Source organism: Cellulosimicrobium sp. I38E (assembly GCF_001647255.1).
In the GTDB taxonomy this organism is placed as follows: Bacteria; Actinomycetota; Actinomycetes; order Actinomycetales; family Cellulomonadaceae; genus Cellulosimicrobium; species Cellulosimicrobium cellulans_E.
Genome location: NZ_LUAZ01000066.1, coordinates 1 through 16,159, shown reverse-complemented (window position 1 = coordinate 16,159; position 16,159 = coordinate 1). Strand labels below are relative to the sequence as shown.

11 protein-coding genes are annotated in these 16,159 nt (G+C 74.4%); 6 read left to right on the top strand and 5 right to left on the bottom strand.

Annotation, left to right across the window (positions count from 1 at the left end):
- The first annotated feature begins 887 nt into the window (after window positions 1-887).
- Together A0J59_RS18225 and A0J59_RS18220 are read left to right on the top strand one after the other, a co-directional pair.
- Window positions 888-4,958 carry a hypothetical protein gene (locus A0J59_RS18225; RefSeq protein WP_064317049.1) on the top strand — a complete coding sequence of 1,357 codons (4,071 nt, stop codon included), beginning with the start codon at window positions 888-890 and terminating at the stop codon, window positions 4,956-4,958.
- 375 nt (window positions 4,959-5,333) lie between these two features.
- Window positions 5,334-5,573 carry a hypothetical protein gene (locus tag A0J59_RS18220; RefSeq protein ID WP_047232442.1) on the top strand — a complete coding sequence of 80 codons (240 nt, stop codon included), beginning with the start codon at window positions 5,334-5,336 and terminating at the stop codon, window positions 5,571-5,573.
- 223 nt (window positions 5,574-5,796) lie between these two features.
- On the opposite strand, the gene mscL is transcribed toward A0J59_RS18220, so the two are convergent.
- The 3 genes from mscL to A0J59_RS21345 all read right to left on the bottom strand — a co-directional run bounded on the left by mscL (window position 5,797) and on the right by A0J59_RS21345 (window position 7,612).
- The gene (gene mscL, locus A0J59_RS18215; RefSeq protein WP_064317048.1) at window positions 5,797-6,264 is read right to left on the bottom strand and encodes a large conductance mechanosensitive channel protein MscL; all 468 of its coding nucleotides are present in this window, start codon (window positions 6,262-6,264) and stop codon (window positions 5,797-5,799) included.
- Window positions 6,265-6,420: 156 nt separating this feature from the next.
- Complete coding sequence (locus A0J59_RS18210) at window positions 6,421-7,149, bottom strand: SAF domain-containing protein (RefSeq protein ID WP_064317047.1); 729 nt, start codon at window positions 7,147-7,149, stop codon at window positions 6,421-6,423.
- Window positions 7,150-7,306: 157 nt separating this feature from the next.
- The gene (locus A0J59_RS21345; protein ID WP_082141146.1) at window positions 7,307-7,612 is read right to left on the bottom strand and encodes an FmdB family zinc ribbon protein; all 306 of its coding nucleotides are present in this window, start codon (window positions 7,610-7,612) and stop codon (window positions 7,307-7,309) included.
- Between the two features lie 285 nt (window positions 7,613-7,897).
- On the opposite strand from A0J59_RS21345, the gene A0J59_RS18200 reads away from it, so the two are divergent.
- Window positions 7,898-10,441: a penicillin acylase family protein gene (locus A0J59_RS18200; protein WP_064317051.1), complete on the top strand. Its 2,544-nt coding sequence runs from the start codon at window positions 7,898-7,900 to the stop codon at window positions 10,439-10,441.
- Between the two features lie 87 nt (window positions 10,442-10,528).
- Here A0J59_RS18200 and A0J59_RS18195 read toward each other — a convergent pair whose 3' ends face one another.
- Window positions 10,529-11,026, bottom strand: a complete 498-nt coding sequence (locus A0J59_RS18195) for a DUF6326 family protein (protein WP_064317046.1) — start codon at window positions 11,024-11,026, stop codon at window positions 10,529-10,531.
- 162 nt (window positions 11,027-11,188) lie between these two features.
- Between A0J59_RS18195 and A0J59_RS18190 the strand changes: the two genes are divergently transcribed.
- Together A0J59_RS18190 and A0J59_RS18185 are read left to right on the top strand one after the other, a co-directional pair.
- Window positions 11,189-12,328, top strand: coding sequence for a sensor histidine kinase (locus A0J59_RS18190; RefSeq protein ID WP_064317045.1), 1,140 nt, complete (start codon window positions 11,189-11,191; stop codon window positions 12,326-12,328).
- The gene (locus A0J59_RS18185) at window positions 12,325-12,981 is read left to right on the top strand and encodes a response regulator transcription factor (RefSeq protein ID WP_053370181.1); all 657 of its coding nucleotides are present in this window, start codon (window positions 12,325-12,327) and stop codon (window positions 12,979-12,981) included. The genes A0J59_RS18190 and A0J59_RS18185 overlap by 4 nt, the downstream gene beginning before the upstream one ends.
- Before the next feature lie 85 nt (window positions 12,982-13,066).
- Here the strand turns inward: A0J59_RS18185 and A0J59_RS18180 are convergent, their stop codons facing one another.
- A complete protein-coding gene (locus A0J59_RS18180) occupies window positions 13,067-13,699 on the bottom strand; it encodes a 5-formyltetrahydrofolate cyclo-ligase (RefSeq protein ID WP_047232448.1) in 633 nt (210 codons plus the stop codon).
- 179 nt (window positions 13,700-13,878) lie between these two features.
- Here A0J59_RS18180 and A0J59_RS21340 point away from each other — a divergent pair, with 179 nt between their 5' ends.
- Window positions 13,879-16,125: an NTP transferase domain-containing protein gene (locus tag A0J59_RS21340; RefSeq protein ID WP_082919174.1), complete on the top strand. Its 2,247-nt coding sequence runs from the start codon at window positions 13,879-13,881 to the stop codon at window positions 16,123-16,125.
- Window positions 16,126-16,159 lie beyond the last annotated feature (34 nt).

The window sequence follows — 16,159 nt, the reverse complement described above, 5'->3', positions numbered from 1 at the left end:
CGTCGCTGTCGGGGCGGGGTGCGGGGGGTGTCGTCACGTGGTGCGGGTTTCCGGTCGTCGGCGGGCAGGACCACCCGCCGCCACCGGCCGTGGACGACGACCGCGCGCCAGGGACCGGCGTCGGGCCACGGGCGTCCTCCCACGGTAGGCCGCTCGTGTGGACCTCGCTCAGGGGCGTCGTGCCGGGGGCTCAGAGGAACGGGAGAGATCCTGTGACGTCGCCGGTCGGAGCGCTGCGGCGGGCGCGCCGGCGACGATCGTCGGGCCCGGGCGACGCGGGACCCTGGGGCGACGGGGAGGGCGACCCGACGGCCGCGACGTATCCTGCCGAGGGCTGTACGGACCGCCGTCGGGCGCCGCGGCAGCCTCACCGTGGGGCACGCGCTGTGGTGTGCACCACAGTGCGCGGGCGGGTGGCCGGGCCCTCGAATTCGCGGAATCCCGCGCATGTTGTGGACGCTCGTCCAGGTGGTTCTCAGACGCCTCTGGGGCAGCAAGGGTGATTCACCCGTCCAGGACCGTGGGCCGTGTTGACGCCCGGCATCCCGCCGTGCAAGATAGTCCTCGACAGCGCGCATCGCCTGCCCCCTGCGCGGTGCGCGCTGTTTCACACTTCTCCGGGAGAACGCCCCGGAATAGTTCGGAACGACGGCCTCGGAACACGAATTCTCGTGATCCGGGGCCGTTCGTCGTCCCGCCTCCGACGCGTCCCACGCTCAACCCGTCGAGGGACGGCCACGGACCGGCGTCGCCCGGCGGACCGGGTCGCCGACCCTCCGGCGCGCCGCGCCGGGCCTCGCGAGGCGGACGGTTAGCGTCGGAGGGTGAATGCCGCAGCCCGCACCAGCTCAGCCGCCCGGAGCGTGGCCGATCCTGCTCGGCTGCCCGTGACCGCTCCCGACGGGACCGACCAGGCCGACGCCCCGGACGACGACGTGACGCCGCCCCGCCCCGTGCTCGTCCCCGAGCGCACCACGGCCGACCTCGTCGACGAGGCCGTGACGCGGTGGCGCGCCGGCCTCGTCGAGCTCGCCGGGGGGTCGTCGCTCGCCGACGTCTCGCTCCTCGGCGACGCCGTCGTCGACCTGACGGCGGCCCACCCCTCGGGCGTCGCCCAGCTCTTCGCCGGGCGACCGACCCGGCTCTCGAACCTGTTCCGCGAGGGCGGGTCGCTGCCCGCCGCGCGGCGCCGCGCGCGTGCCGTCGTGGTCCGCGCGGCCGAGCACGCCCAGCGCTACGGCGTCGCGCCCACGTACCTGGCGATCGGGGTCGCGACCTGGACCCAGAGCCTCGCGGCACCGCTCGCGGAGGACGACGTCGCGGCGCTGGCGCGGGTCGCGGGTCGCACCCCCACGACGATCGTCCCGAGCGCGGGCGACGACGTGGCCGCGCCGGGCGCCGCCGGACCAGGCGACGCCACGGACGGGGACTCGCAGGGACTCGCGGCTCCCGGCGCGCCGGGCGAGCCCGTCGTGCACGACGGCGCACGCGTCCCCGACGCCGGTCACCACCCCCGGGACGCGGTCGAGGAGGGCGAGCAGGAGCCGACGTCCCGGACGGTGCGCGCCCCCGTGCTCCTGCGCCCCCTGACCGTGACCCCGCGCGGGGACGGCGAGACCGACTACGAGCTGACCCTCGAGCCGACGGCCGAGATCAACCCGCTCCTCGCGCGCACGCTGCGCGCGCACGGCGCGCTCCTCGACCCGGTGACGCTCGCGCGCTCCACGTTCACCGGCGCGGGCTTCGACCCCGGCGACGCGACCCGTCGCATCGCCGCGCTCGGCCAGGCCGTCCTCGACGACTTCGACCTGACCCACCGCGTCCTCGTCGGGACGTTCGTGCACCCCGGGCAGGTCCTCGTCGACGACCTCGACGAGCTCGCGCCCGCACTGGAGCGGCACGAGGTCGTCGCCGCGCTCGCCGGGGACGAGAAGTCCGCCACCGCGCTGCGCGCCGAGCTGCCCGCGCGGCGCGTCGGCGACGCGGACCCCGTGCACGAGCGCGGCGCCGGCGACCTCGACCCGTCCCAGCGCCACGTCGTCGACGTGCTCGCGAGCGGGTCGCACCTCTTCGTCGACGCGCCGGCCGGGTCCGACGTCGCGGGCACGCTCGCGGCCGTCGTCGCCGAGGCGGCGGCGTCGGGGCGCCACGTGCTGTACGTCCCGGGCCACCGCCGCGCCGCGGACGCGCTCCTCGCACGGCTCGACGAGCTGGGCCTGGGCGGACTCGTGCTCGACATCGTCCCGGAGCCGACGTGGCGCGAGACGGCGTCGCACCGTCTCCTGTCCGCGATGGCGACCGAGCCCGAGCCGGGCGAGGACGAGGACCTCGCGCGGACGCGCGACGCTCTGCTCGGCGCGCGGGCCCGGCTCGCCGGGTACATCGAGGCGCTGCACCTCGTGCGGGACCCGTGGGGCGTGTCCGCCTACGACGCGCTCCAGGCGCTCGCCCGGCTCACCGCCGAGCGCCCGGCACCCGACACCCGGGTGCGCCTGACGACCGACGTCGTGCTCGGCGTCGGGCCGCAGCGGGAGCGGATCGCGGCCGAGCTGCGCGAGGCCGCCCTGCTCGGCGCGTTCACCGCACGGGCGACCTCGACCCCCTGGTACGGCGCCGCCCTCACCACGCCGCAGGAGGCGCACGACGCGCTCGTGCGCGTCGAGCGGCTGCGCACGCACACGCTCCCGCAGCTGCGCGCCCAGGTCGAGCAGGTCGCGCAGCGCACCGGGCTCACGCCCGCGACGACGCTGCGCCAGTGGGGCGACCAGCTCACCATGCTCGGAGGGATGCGCGGGACGCTCGACGTGTTCCAGCCGCTCATCTTCGAGCGCACCGCCCAGGACATGGTCGAGGCGACCGCGACCAAGCAGTGGCGCGAGCAGCGCGGCGTCGAGATGGGCTGGTTCGTCCGGCGCCGGCTGCGCCGCCAGGCGCGCGACATGGTCCGCCCGGGCGTCCGCGTGCCCGACCTGCACGCCGCGCTCGTCGAGGTGCAGGCGCAGCGCGCGGTCTGGCAGGAGCAGTGCCCGCGCGGTGGCTGGCCCGTCCTGCCCGAGGGGCTGTCGGCGATCGAGGACACGCACGAGGCCGTGCGCATCGACGTGGAGGAGCTCTCGCCCGCGCTCGACGGCACCCCCGGTGGCAACGACCTCCTCGACGCCCCGCTCGACGCCCTCGCGACGCGGCTGGACGCGCTCGCCGAGGACGCCGAGTCGCTCGACTCCCTGCCCGCGCGGACCGCGATCCTGCGCCGGCTCACCGACCTCGGCCTCGGCGAGCTCCTCGCCGACCTCGCGGCGCGCCGCGTCGAGCCCGACTTCGTCGGACCAGAGCTCGAGCTCGCGTGGTGGAGCTCGGTCTTCGAGCAGGTGCTCGCCCAGGACCAGGCGCTGGCCGGCCAGGACGGCGCCGGTCTCGACGCGCTCGCGCGCCGGTTCCGCGACCTCGACCGCACGCACGTCGCGTCCCTCGCGGCGCCCGTCCGCGCGGCGGTCCGCGACCACCTCGGGACCGCGATGCGCGAGCACCGCGACGAGGCCGAGGACCTGTTCACCGAGCTGCTCGAGGGCCGGCTCGTGAGCCTGCGGGAGACGGCCGAGAAGCACCCCGCCGTGCTGCGGCGCCTGCGTCCCGTGCTCGTCGCCACGCCGACCCTCGTGCCGCACCTCGTCCCCGCCACGCGCACCGTCGACCTCGTGGTGCTCGACGCGATCGAGCACGCGCCCGTCGAGCTCGTGCTCTCCGCCCTCGCCCGCGGGAGGCAGGTCGTCGCGGTGGGCGACCCGCGTGCCGCGTCGACCGACACCGTGCGCGACCTCGCCGAGCTCCTGCCGTCGGTCGAGCTCCTCGCCGACGGGTCGCGCCGCGACCCGTTCGTCACGACCTTCCTCGCCGAGCACGGCTACGACGGCGTCCTGCGTCCCGCGCCCCTGCCGCGCGCCGAGGTCCTCGTCCAGCTCGACGTCGTCGACGGCGCCGGCATGCCCGACCCGACGTCGGGCGCGGTCGAGAGCACCCAGGCCGAGGTCGACCGGGTCGTCGAGGTCGCGATCGAGCACGCGCTCACGCGTCCCGACGAGTCCCTCGCGATCGTCACCGTCACCCCGCTGCACGCCGACCGCATCCGCGACGCCCTCCTCGTCGAGGTGCGCCAGAACCCCGCGCTCGCCGGCTTCTTCTCCGGGTCCCGCGCCGAGCCCGTCGTCGTCGCCGACGTGTCCGGCGTCGCCGGGCTCGTGCGCGACACCATCGTCCTGTCGGTCGGGTTCGGCCGGACGCCGCACGGCCGCGTGCTGCACCGGTTCGGCATCCTCAACACGCCCGGCGCCGAGGCGATGCTGCTCGACTCCGTCGGCGCCACCCGCCGCCGCCTCCACGTCGTGTCGTGCTTCACCGCGGGCGACCTCGACCCCGAGCGCCTGCGCGGGGCCGGGGCCCGCCTCCTCGCCGAGGTCCTCGACCTCGCCGAGCAGCGCAGCGGCGCCGCCGACCAGGTGACCCTCGGCAACGGCGTCGACCTCGGCGGCAGCCCCGACCGCCTCGTGCTCGACCTCGCCGAGCGCCTCTGGCGCGCCGGCCTCGTCGTCGAGACCGACTACGGGATCGGCGACGGCGACCGCATCCCGCTCGTCGTCGGCCACCCCGACCTCCCCGGCGAGCTCCTCGTCGCGGTCCTCACCGACGACGCCGCGTACGTCGCCGAGCGCAGCGTGCGCGTGCGGGACCGGCAGGTCGCCGAGCGCCTCGAGCGCATCGGGTGGACCGTCGCGCAGGTGTGGTCCGCCGCCGCGTTCCTCGACCCCGCCAAGGAGGCCGAGCGCATCCGACGGGTCGTGCAGGCAGTGCGCGACGAGCGGCTCCCGGAGACCGGGGGCGTCGCGCAGACCGGCGGGGGCGACAGGATCGTCGTCGTGCCGGTGATCGACGACGACGAGCAGCACGGCGACGACGACCTGTAGCCGTCGGCGTGTGATCACTGCCCGCGTGGTCGGGCTGGGTGCGGGGCCGGGCGAACTGCCCGCGTGGTCGGGCTGGGTGCGGGCCGGGCAAACTGCCCGCGTGGTCGGGCTGGGTGCGGGGTGGGAGGCGGCGCCGGGTCTACCATCCGCCGCTCGTTCCTCGCGGCTCCCGCCAGGCCCGCCACGACCCGGCGCCGCCTCCCACCCCGCCATGTCGTCTCACCCTGCGCCGCGCTGCCAGAGATCACGGGTGCTCGTCGCCGCACGGGTCATCGTGTCGCGCGCGGGTCCCGGGCGTGGTGCCCTCGCGCGTCTCACCGTCAGGGGTGGCGGGTGGCCGGGGTCGGGCCGCCCCGGCGGTGGGACGATGGAGGCGTGAGCACCACGTCCGACTCGAGTCCTGACCGCCCGCACGACGTGACCGACGGCGCGGGGCGGCGTCGGCGGCCGCGGCGGGCCGTGCGACGGGGGACGGAGAGCGAGGTCGTGTCCGGGGTGAGCGCCGACGAGCGGTCCGAAGGCTGGGGCGACAGGGCGCAGCCCGGTCGCGGCAGCCGCGGCGAGAACGACGACCGGCTGCTCGGGGACGTCCCGCCGCACTACGGGCGGCACTGACCGCGCGGCACTGACGGCGGGGCACCGACCGCGCAGCACTGCCGGCACTGAAACGGGCGAGTCCCGCGGTCGGTCCGTCGTGGCGGTCGTCGGCGCGCGCTGCTCGCTGAGGTGCCGAACCCGGGGTCGTTCCCCCTTCACGGCGTGAGGTGAGGAGCAACCCCGGGTTCGTCCGAGGGTCGCCGTGCCGCGGGATCTCAGGCGGCGGTCGGGCGGCTCGGGATCAGAAGCCCCGCGGCGGCGTCGGGCCGCCCGGTGCCGCGCCGGGACCGCTGCCCGCCTGGGCGGCGAGGAGGTCGCGGATCTCCTGGAGGACGCGCACGTCCTCCGCCGGTGCCTCGGGCTCGGGCTCGACGTCCTGCTTGCGGCGCTCGGCGAGCTTGTTCATCGGGAGGACGATGACGAAGTAGAGCGCGATCGCGATGATGAGGAACTGGAGGAACGCGTTGAGGAGGCCACCGACGGAGAGGACCGAGGCCTCGACGCCGTCGTGGGCCGGGCGCAGCGTGATGTCCCAGAGGTTCGAGATGTCCGGCTTGCCAAAGATGGCTCCGATGATCGGGTTGATCAGGTAGGTGACGATCGCGTCGACGACGGAGGCGAACGCCGCGCCGATGACCACGCCGACCGCCAGGTCGATCGCGTTGCCTCGGAGCACGAACTCCTTGAATCCCTGGAACACGCCCTTCATGTGCTGCTTCCCTCTCAGATCGGTGGTCCGCGTGGCGGCGGTGCCACGACAGGTGCACGCGCGATCCTTCCAACGCGGGTGCCGACGGGCAACGGCTTGCCCCGGCGGGTCGCTCACCGGCGTCGGGTCCACCCGTCAGCGCGCTCGGGTCGCCCGTCAGGGCACGAGGACGGCCGTGATCCCCGTCTGCCCGCTCACCGCCGCGAGCCGGACCGCATCCTCGGGCCGCACGGCGACGAGCGTCACGACGTCCGACCCCGACCCGCCCGTGCCGAGCAGGCCGCCCCCGCCCTCGGGTTCGGGTGCCGGCACGACGACGGCCGCGCGGGCGAGGTAGGGGTCGGCGGTCGCGGCGTCCTGGCCGTCGGTCGGCACGTCCGTGAGCGCAGTGGTGAGCACCGGGTCACCCGCGGCGAGGAGGTCGACGCGGTCTCCAGGCCCGAGGAGGGCCGCGACGCCGGGGTCGAGCCGGACGGGCGCGACGACCGTGCCCGCGGGAGCCGCGGCGGCGAGCTCGCCGCCGGTGACGAGCGCGTCCTGGAGCAGGGTGCCCGCAGCCAGGGCGACGGTCGCGCGGCGCCCGACGACGTCGTCGGCTCCTGCCGCGGACCCTGCCGGGACGAGCTCCGCGGACACCCGGTCGACGCGGACGTCCGCCTCCGTCAGCAGGGCGCCCGCCGGCACCTCGCGTGTGGTCACGACGGCAGGTGCGGTCGGGGGAGGGGGAGGGCGGAGCGCCCCGACGACCACGGTGGCAGCGGCGCCGCAGCACAGCGCGGCCACGACGAAGCGGGCCCGCCACCACACCCCGCGCAGCAGCCGCCGGCGCCCGGGCGCGCGGTCGGGTCGCGGGTGGGGGTCCGGCAGGCGGGACGAGCGCAGCATGCGCGTGACCGTAGCCGCACGCCGGGCGAGAGAGGCGCCGACCGGTGCGGACCTGTGGACGGGACGCGGCGGCGGCGCCCGGACGTACCGTCCGGACCGAGGCTGTGGTCGACCGCCGTCGGCAGGACCGCCGCGGACCACGCCCGCGCGCGTCAGGTCAGGAGGCGGACGAGCTTCCCGACGAGGACGAGGCGCTGCTCGAGCTGCCGGAGGTGCTGCTCGCGCCGGATGCCGCGGAGGAGGAGGCAGGCTTCGAGGCGGCGGGTGCCGTCGAGGACTTCCCGCCCGAGCGCGAGTCCGTGCGGTAGAAGCCTGAGCCCTTGAACGTCACGCCGACCGAGGAGAACACCTTGCGCAGGCGACCCGAGCACTCGGGGCACACGGTGAGGGCGTCGTCGCTGAACGACTGGTGGATGTCGAAGGCGTGACCGCAGGCGGTGCACGTGTACGCGTAGGTGGGCACGGGTTCTCCTCGTTCACGAGACGGCCGTCGGGGCGGCCACCGGCGGGTCGGGATCGGGTCGGTCTCGGCCGGGTCGTCGGTGTCAACACCGCCTGGCACTCGAAACTTCCGAGTGCTAATCATACGCGGCCCGGTGCTCGCTCCGGGCCGGGTAGTCTCGCATCCGTGTCTGTGCACGAACCCGCCGAGGCCCCCGCCGGTGACTCCGTCCCCGGTGCCGACCCCGCGACGCCGGCCGAGGCGCCGGCTCCGCCCCGGCGCCGGCGTTCGGGACGACGGCGCGTCCTGATCGGCGTCGCCGTGCTCCTGGTCCTCGCGATCGTGGCAGGTGCCGCCTTCGTCGTCGTCACCGTCCGCCGGCCGCTGCCGCAGACGTCGGGCGAGGTCGAGCTCCCCGGGCTCGAGCGTCAGGTCACGGTGCTGCGCGACGCCCAGGGCGTGCCGCAGGTCTACGCGGACACGCCCGAGGACCTCTTCCGCGCGCAGGGCTACGTCCAGGCGCAGGACCGCTTCTTCGAGATGGACTACCGCCGGCACGTCACCGCGGGCCGGCTCGCCGAGCTCGTGGGCGACAACCCCGACGCGATCGCGGCGGACACCGTGACCCGGACGTTCGGCTGGCGGCAGGTCGCCGAGGAGGAGTGGGACGTCGTCTCGCCCGAGACGAAGGCGTACCTCCAGGCCTACGCCGAGGGCGTCAACGCGTACCTCGAGAACCGCAGCCCGTCCGAGATCGCGATCGAGTACACCGTGCTCGGACTCCAGGTCGACGTCGCCGAGCCCGAGCCTTGGGACCCCGTCGACTCGCTCGCCTGGCTCAAGGCGATGGCGTGGGACCTCCGCGGCAACTACGACGACGAGCTGGAGCGCGCGCTGTCGTACAGCACCCTCCAGGACGCGGGGCGCGTCGCCGCGCTGTTCCCCGCCTACCCGTCCGACGTCAACGCGCCGATCCTCGACCCCGGCGAGCTCGACAACCCGCAGCAGGTCGCGCTCGAGCTCGGCCCCGAAGCCCGCGCCGAGTACGGCTCGGACCCTCTCCAGGGCGCGCTCGAGGCCGCCGACCGCGCGCTCGACGCCGTCCCCGTGCTCATCGGGCGCGGCGAGGGCACGGGCTCCAACTCGTGGGTCGTCTCGGGCGACCACACCGCGAGCGGCAAGCCGATCCTGGCGAACGACCCGCACCTGGCCCTCGGCGCCCCCGGGATCTGGGCGCAGGTCGGGCTGCACTGCAACGAGGTCGGGCCGCAGTGCGCGTTCGACGTCGCGGGCTTCTCGTTCGCCGGCTTCCCCGGCGTCATCATCGGCCACAACGCGCAGCTCGCGTGGGGCCTGACGAACATGGGCGCCGACGTCACCGACTTCTTCGTCGAGCGCGTGCGGGACGACACGTACCTGCGCGGCGACGAGTGGGTACCGCTCGAGACCCGGACCGAGACGCTGAGCGTCGCCGGGGGAGAGGACGTCGAGCTCGAGATCCGCTCGACCGTGCACGGGCCGATCGTCTCCGAGGCGATCCCCGCGACCGAGTCCGCCGTCGACACCCCCGCCCTCGACACGCGCCTGGGCGAGTACGCCGTCTCCCTCCAGTGGACCGCGCTCGAGCCGGGCCGCACCGCCGACGCGGTCTTCGCGTTCAACCTCGCGCAGGACGCCGACGACATGCAGGCCGCCGCGGCGCTGTTCGAGGTGCCCGCGCAGAACATCGTCTTCGCGACGGTGGACGGCCAGATCGGCTACCAGGCGCCCGGCAAGATCCCCGTCCGCCAGGCGGTGCCCGACGCCGAGGTGCCCGCCGACGGCACGTGGCCCCGCGACGGCTCCGACGAGCGCTACGACTGGCAGGGGTACGTCCCGAGCGAGCAGATGCCGCGCGTCGTCGACCCGGCCGAGGGATTCGTCGTCGCCGCCAACCAGGCCGTCCTGCCGACCGGCGTCGCGCCGTTCCTCACGACCGACTGGGACTACGGCTACCGCTCGCAGCGCATCCGCCAGCTCCTCGAGGCCGAGATCTCCGCGGGACGGCCCGTCGACGTCGACACGATGAACGAGATCCAGACCGACGACCGCAGCCCCTACGCCGAGGTGCTCGTGCCGCTCCTGCTCGACCAGGAGATCGACGACAGCTTCGAGGCCGAGGGCCAGGCGCTCCTCGCGGACTGGGACTACCGGACCGACACCGACTCCGCCGCGGCCGCCTACTTCGCCGCGGTCTGGCGCAACCTGCTCCAGCTCACCTTCTGGGACGACCTGCCCGAGTCGGCGCGACCGAACGGCGGGAGCCGCTGGCTCGCCGTCGTGCAGAACCTCCTCGAGAACCCGACCGACCCGTTCTGGGACGACCGCCAGACCGTCAGCGTCGTCGAGACGCGCGACGAGGTCCTCACCCAGGCGCTCGTCTCCGCCCGCCTCGACCTGACCGTGGAGCAGAGCAAGCAGCCCTCCGACTGGGCCTGGGGGACGCTCCACGTGCTCGCGCTCGAGCACCCGATCCTCGGCGGCGAGTCCATCCCCGGCCCCGTCCGCAACTGGGTCAACCCCGACCCCGTCGGCATGCCCGGCGGCTCGTCGATCGTCAACGCGACGGCCTGGGACGCGGCCTCCGGCTCGTTCGACGTGACGGCCGGCCCGTCGATGCGGATGGTCGTCGACCTCGACGACCTCGACGGCTCCACCTGGGTCACCGTCACCGGCACCTCCGGCCACCCGGCGTCCGCGCACTACTCCGACCAGCTCAAGACCTGGGCCCGCGGCGAGACGTACGACTGGCCGTTCTCCACCCAGGCCGTCGCCGAGGCCAGCAAGGACGAGCTCACGCTCGTCCCGTAGTCCCGGCGCCTCGTCCCGGCGTCGGCCGGGCGCACGACCGGCGTGGTCGTGCGCCCAGCCCGAGACCGGGTGGGGACTGCTCCGGGGTCACGCTCGCTGTCGGGCACGGGCGGTCCCGGGGTCCGGGCGGACCGCCGTGGTCGCCCTGGTCGTCGGGGGTGCCGTGCGCGGCCAGGTCCAGGCATACCGCACGACGAGGCCGAGAAGGACCAGCTCCAGCGCGATGCCCAGACCGTAGAAGTACAGCCAGGACTCGCCCATCGCGTTGAAGGCCGTGACGGGGACGTAGAGCACGGCCACGACGAGGTTCGTGATGCGGCTCGCCCGGGCGGGCAGCGTCATCGACAGCACGACCATGAGGATCGGGACGGCCATGAGGGTGAGCGCCGTGGTCGAGAACGTCTGGGAGAGGTCGAACGTGAAGACCTTGCCGTCGAGGATGTCCTCGACGATGCCGGGCGTGAAGAACCCGAGGATGTCGACGTAGGCGTACAGGAACATGAAGCTGGTCCACGTCGCGGCGAGCTTGGCTCTCACCGGGACCGGTCGGTCTTCCAGCGTGGTGGTGGGCTGACGCGCGCTCATCAGGGGCTCCCTCGTCGTGGTGCGGATCGATAGGTCCACGATCGCGGGGCGCGACGGCGGGCACACCGGCCTGGAGGCCGGAGTGCGCCCGGCCGATGGCACGGTCGCGCACTCGTCCTTTCGGCGGGTACGCCGAGGCGCGCCGATCCCTAGGCTGGAGCCGTGACCACCGTCCGGCGCCCCCTCTGGCACGAGCCGCGGCCCACCGACGCGCCGCCCGTCGGTCGTCTCGACTGGCTGCTGGTGGGCGTGCTCGCGGCCGCCGCCGTCGTCGAGGGCGTCGTCCGGCCGAGTCTGGCCTGGCGACCCCTGGTGGTGGTGCTCGCCCTGGCGCTCGTGCCCGCACTGCTCTGGCGTCGGAGCCACCCCCTGACGGCCGCCCTGGTCGGGTGGGGCCTCGCCGGGCTGCTCTCGGTCCTCCAGCTCGTGGCGCACGACGGTGACCTCGGCCTCTACGCCATGATGGCCGTCCTGGTCCTGCTCTACTCCCTGGTGCGGTGGGGCTCGGGACGAGAGATGGTCCTGGGGACGGCGTTCGTGACGGCCGTCGTCGCGCTGGGGATGTACGTCTCCTCCGCGGGCTGGGTCGACGTCTTCGGCGGCATCGTCCTCCTGCTGCTGCTCGTCTCCCTCGCCGCGGTGTTCCGCTACCGCGCCGACCTCTGGCATCGTCGGCAGCGCGAGATTCGCAACCAGGAGCGGGTCGCGCTGGCGCGCGAGCTGCACGACACCGTGGCCCACCACGTCTCGGCCATCGCGGTGCAGGCTCAGGCCGGCGGCGTGGTCGCCGGCGCCCAGCCGGGGAAGGCCGCCGAGGTCCTGGCCGCGATCGAGTCCGAGGCGTCGCGAACGCTGGCGGAGATGAGGTCCATGGTGCAGGTGCTGCGCGAGGAGGAGGCCGTCTCCTACTCGCCGCCGCTGGGTGTCGCCGACCTGCCCGCTCTGGCGCGCACCGGCACGACGCCCGCCGTCGAGGTCACGCTGGACGGTTCGTCCTCCCGGCTGGCCCGACCCCTGGACACCGCGCTCTACCGGCTCGCGCAGGAGTCGCTGACCAACGCCCTACGGCACGCCCGGAGCGCGACCCGCGTCGGGATCGACGTCCGCCGGGAGGGCGACGCCGTCAGGCTGCGCGTCAGCGACGACGGGCTGACCGAGCCGGGGCCGGCCCCGGAGCCCGGGTTCGGCCTGCTGGGCATGGCCGAACGCGCCCAGCTCCTCGGTGGGTCGCTCTCCGCGGGGCCGGGGCCCGAGGGCGGCTGGGTCGTCGAGGCCGTGCTGCCGGTGGCGGCGCCGGCATGAGCGTCCGCGTCGTCGTCGCCGACGACCAGGAGCTGGTCCGGACCGGCCTGGTGATGATCCTCGGCGCGCAACCCGACCTCGAGGTCGTGGGGGAGGCGGCGGACGGACTCGCAGCGCTCGACCTGGCGACCCGGCTGCGTCCCGACGTCCTCCTCGTCGACATCAGGATGCCCGGGCTCGACGGCATCGAGGTGACGCGGCGCCTCGCGGGGCCGGACGTCACGAGCCCGACGGCGGTGGTCGTGATCACCACCTTCGACCTCGACGAGTACGTCCTCGGCGCCCTCCGCGCCGGCGCCCGCGGCTTCCTGCTCAAGGACGCCGGGCCGGAGCTCCTCGTGCAGGCCGTCCACGCGGCGGCCGACGGGGACGCGCTGATCGCCCCCAACGTCACGCGCCGGCTGCTGGCGACCTTCGCCGACCAGACGCCACCGGTACCGGTCCAGCCCGTCAGCCCGCTCACCGAGCGCGAGGAGGAGGTGCTCGCGCTGGTGGCGCAGGGTCGGACGAACGCCGAGATCGCCGGCGAGCTCTTCGTCGGCCTGAGCACGGTCAAGTCCCACGTGGCCTCGTTGATGACCAAGCTCGGGGCCCGCAACCGCGTCGAGATCGCGATGTGGGCGTACGACACCAGGCGCGTGAGAGCCGGCTAGCGGGACGGGTCGTGGCGCGGGGCCGTGGGTCCGGTCTCGTTCCCGCTGCCGACGGTGCCCTCGGCGCCAGGGCGGGCGCAGCCGGCTACGGGAGCCAGCGCCAGCCGAGGGGGGTCGCGACGGCGTCGACCGTCTTGTCGTGGGACTCGACCGGGAGCGGGCGGTCGGACGCGTCGTACACCTCCTCGGGAAAGACGACGGCGACGACCTTGGTCCCGGGGCGCAGGTGCTCGAGGGCGCGGTCGTACCAGCCGCCGCCCTGGCCGAGCCGGACGCCGCGCGAGTCGACGGCGAGCGCGGGGGCGACGACGACGTCGGCCTGCGCGATGGCCTCGGCGCCGAGCGGCGGGGTGCCGGGTTCGGGGGGTCGGCCGGGGGCGCGGACCTGGAGGTCGGCCGGGCCGTCGTACACGGCCCAGTCGCGCTGGAGGCCGGCGCCGAGCACGGGGAGCAGGACGCGCACGCCGCGTGCGGAGAGACGTTCGAGCATCTCCGTCGTGCCGGGCTCGGCAGGGCGGGCCGCGTAGGTCGCGACGCACGTGGCGGCGGCGACCTCGGGGATGGTCTCGACGACGTCGGCGATCGCGGCGGCCGCTTCCTTGCGGAGCCGCTCGGACCGCGCCTGGCGGTTGGTGCGGATGGCCTTGCGGAGGATCTCCTTCGCGTCCTCGGCTTCGATGCTTCCGTGCAGGGGGTACGGCTGGACCGGGCCACTCATGTCCCTATTGTCACCCGGCTCGCGGTTCCGTGCGGACGCCGCGCGGGTGACCTTCGGCCCTGGTGGGCCGGATCGGGTTCCTTCGACGGGTCTCGGGTGCCTATGATCGGGGAGAGCCAGTAGTTCGGACTCCTGACAAATGAGTCGTTGTCCGGCAGAGGTCGACCAGTGAGGACGCCATGACCGCGACGACGCCCGCGAAGCCCAGCGCGACGACCCAGCGACCGCGGGGGAGCGCCCACGTCCGGACCGCGAGGGCCGCCGTCGTGCTCGCCGCGGGGCACGACGCCGCGTCGCGCGAGCTCCTGTCCCGGCCGCTGGGCAGCGCGACGGTCGTCGAGCTGGCCGTGGCGAACGTGCGCCGCGTGGTCGACGCGAGCCGCATCGTCGTCGTGGTGGCGCCGGACGACCCGACGGTGCGCGAGCTGCTCGGCGAGGACTACGTCTACGTGGAGCAGGAGGCGCCGCTCGGCACGGGCGACGCGGTCCTCGCCGCACGTGGGGCCGTCGCCTCCGTGCTGGGGCTCGGGGTCGAGGAGCCGGTGCTGGTCGCGTACGCGGACACGCCCCTGCTGCGCTCGGAGTCGCTCCTGGGCCTGCTGACGCGCCACACGCTCACGGGCGCGGACCTGTCGCTCCTCTCCGCCGTCGTGGACGACCCGGACGGCTACGGCCGCGTGGTGCGCGCCGAGGGCGAGATCACGGCGATCCTCGAGTCGTCCGAGGCGGGCGGCGTCGCCGAGCCGCGCACGGAGATCAACGTCGGTGCGTACGTCGCGGCGCCGGGCCTGCTGTTCGGCGAGCTCGAGCGCATGGCGTCCGACGGCGAGCACCGCCTCACGGAGCTGGCGCGCCGCGTCATCGGGGCGGGGAAGCGCATCTCGTCGTACCGGATCGTCGACGTCGACGAGGTGCGCGGCATCAACACGCCGGACGAGCTCGCGCAGGCGGCGGACATCGTCCTCAAGCGCCTGTTCGTCCCGAAGAAGAACACGGACACCAAGATCGTCTTCGGGACGGGCGGCTGGCGCGCGGTCATCGGCGAGGGGTACACGCTCGCGAACGTGCGCCGGCTGTGCCAGGCGATCGCGAACGAGACGATCCGCCGGGGGCTGGACGCGAAGGGCGTCGTGATCGGCGGCGACCGCCGCTTCCTCTCGCGCGAGTCGGCCATCGCGGCGGCCGAGGTCTTCGCGGGCAACAACATCGCGGTCACGCTCCTGCCCGACGACGTCCCGACCCCGCTCGTGACGTTCGCCGCCCCCTACCTCGGCGCGGCGTACGGGATCATCGTCACCTCGAGCCACAACCCGCCCGAGTGGAACGGCATGAAGGTGTTCCGCCAGGACGGCTCGCTCCCGCTCGACGACGAGACCGACCGCTACCAGGACGAGGCCAACGCGCTGTCGGTCGACGACGTCATCACCCTCGACATCGACGTGGCGCGCCGCTCCGGCGTCGTGGTGGACAGGTCGCTCACCGACCCGTACGTCGACGCGATCGAGAAGATCATCGACGTGGACGCCGTGCGTGGCTCGGACCTCCAGGTGATCGTCGACCCGATGTACGGGACGAGCCAGCTCACGCTCGGCACGATCCTGTCCGACATGCGCGTGCGCTCGGAGTTCATCCACGCGACCCACAACCCCCTGTTCGGCGGGGTCGCGCCCGCGCCGGACCTCCAGCGCCTGAGCACGCTCGTGACGATGATCCAGCAGGGCGGAGGCCGCTACGACCTCGGCATGGCCACGGACGGCGACTCCGACCGCATCGGGATCGTCGACGAGACCGGCGAGTACATCTCCACGAACGACCTGCTCCTCCTCCTGTACTGGTACCTGCACGAGGTTCGCGGCGAGAAGGGCGGCGTCGTGCGCAACCTCGCGACGACGCACCTGCTCGACCGCCTCGCAGCCCACTTCGGCGAGGAGTCCCGCGAGGTCAAGGTCGGCTTCAAGCACGTCACCGCGGGCATGGAGGACATCGGCGCCGTGCTCGGTGGCGAGTCGTCCGGCGGCCTGACGATCCGCGGCTGGATCCTCGGCAAGGACGGCATCTTCGCGTGCGCCCTGGTGGCCGAGATGCTGGCCCGCACGGGCAAGCGGATCTCCGAGCTGCGCGCGATGATCTACGAGATCACGGGTCGCCTCTACACGCTCGAGGCGGGCGTGCCGGCGACGCCGGAGATGCGCGTGGAGGTGCCTCGGCGCCTCGAGGCGGAGCCGCTCACGCACGTCGGCCCGTACCCCGTCGTCTCGGTGTCCCACCTCGACGGCACCAAGATCCTCCTCGAGAACGACAACTGGGCGCTCCTGCGGTTCTCCGGCACCGAGCCCGTCCTGCGCATGTTCGTCGAGGCGGACTCTCCCGAGAAGGCCGCGGAGCTCCTCGAGTGGCTCCAAGGGTTCGTCACCGCCGGCGTCTGACGGCACCGGCATCTTCCCCCGCTCCACCCCGCCC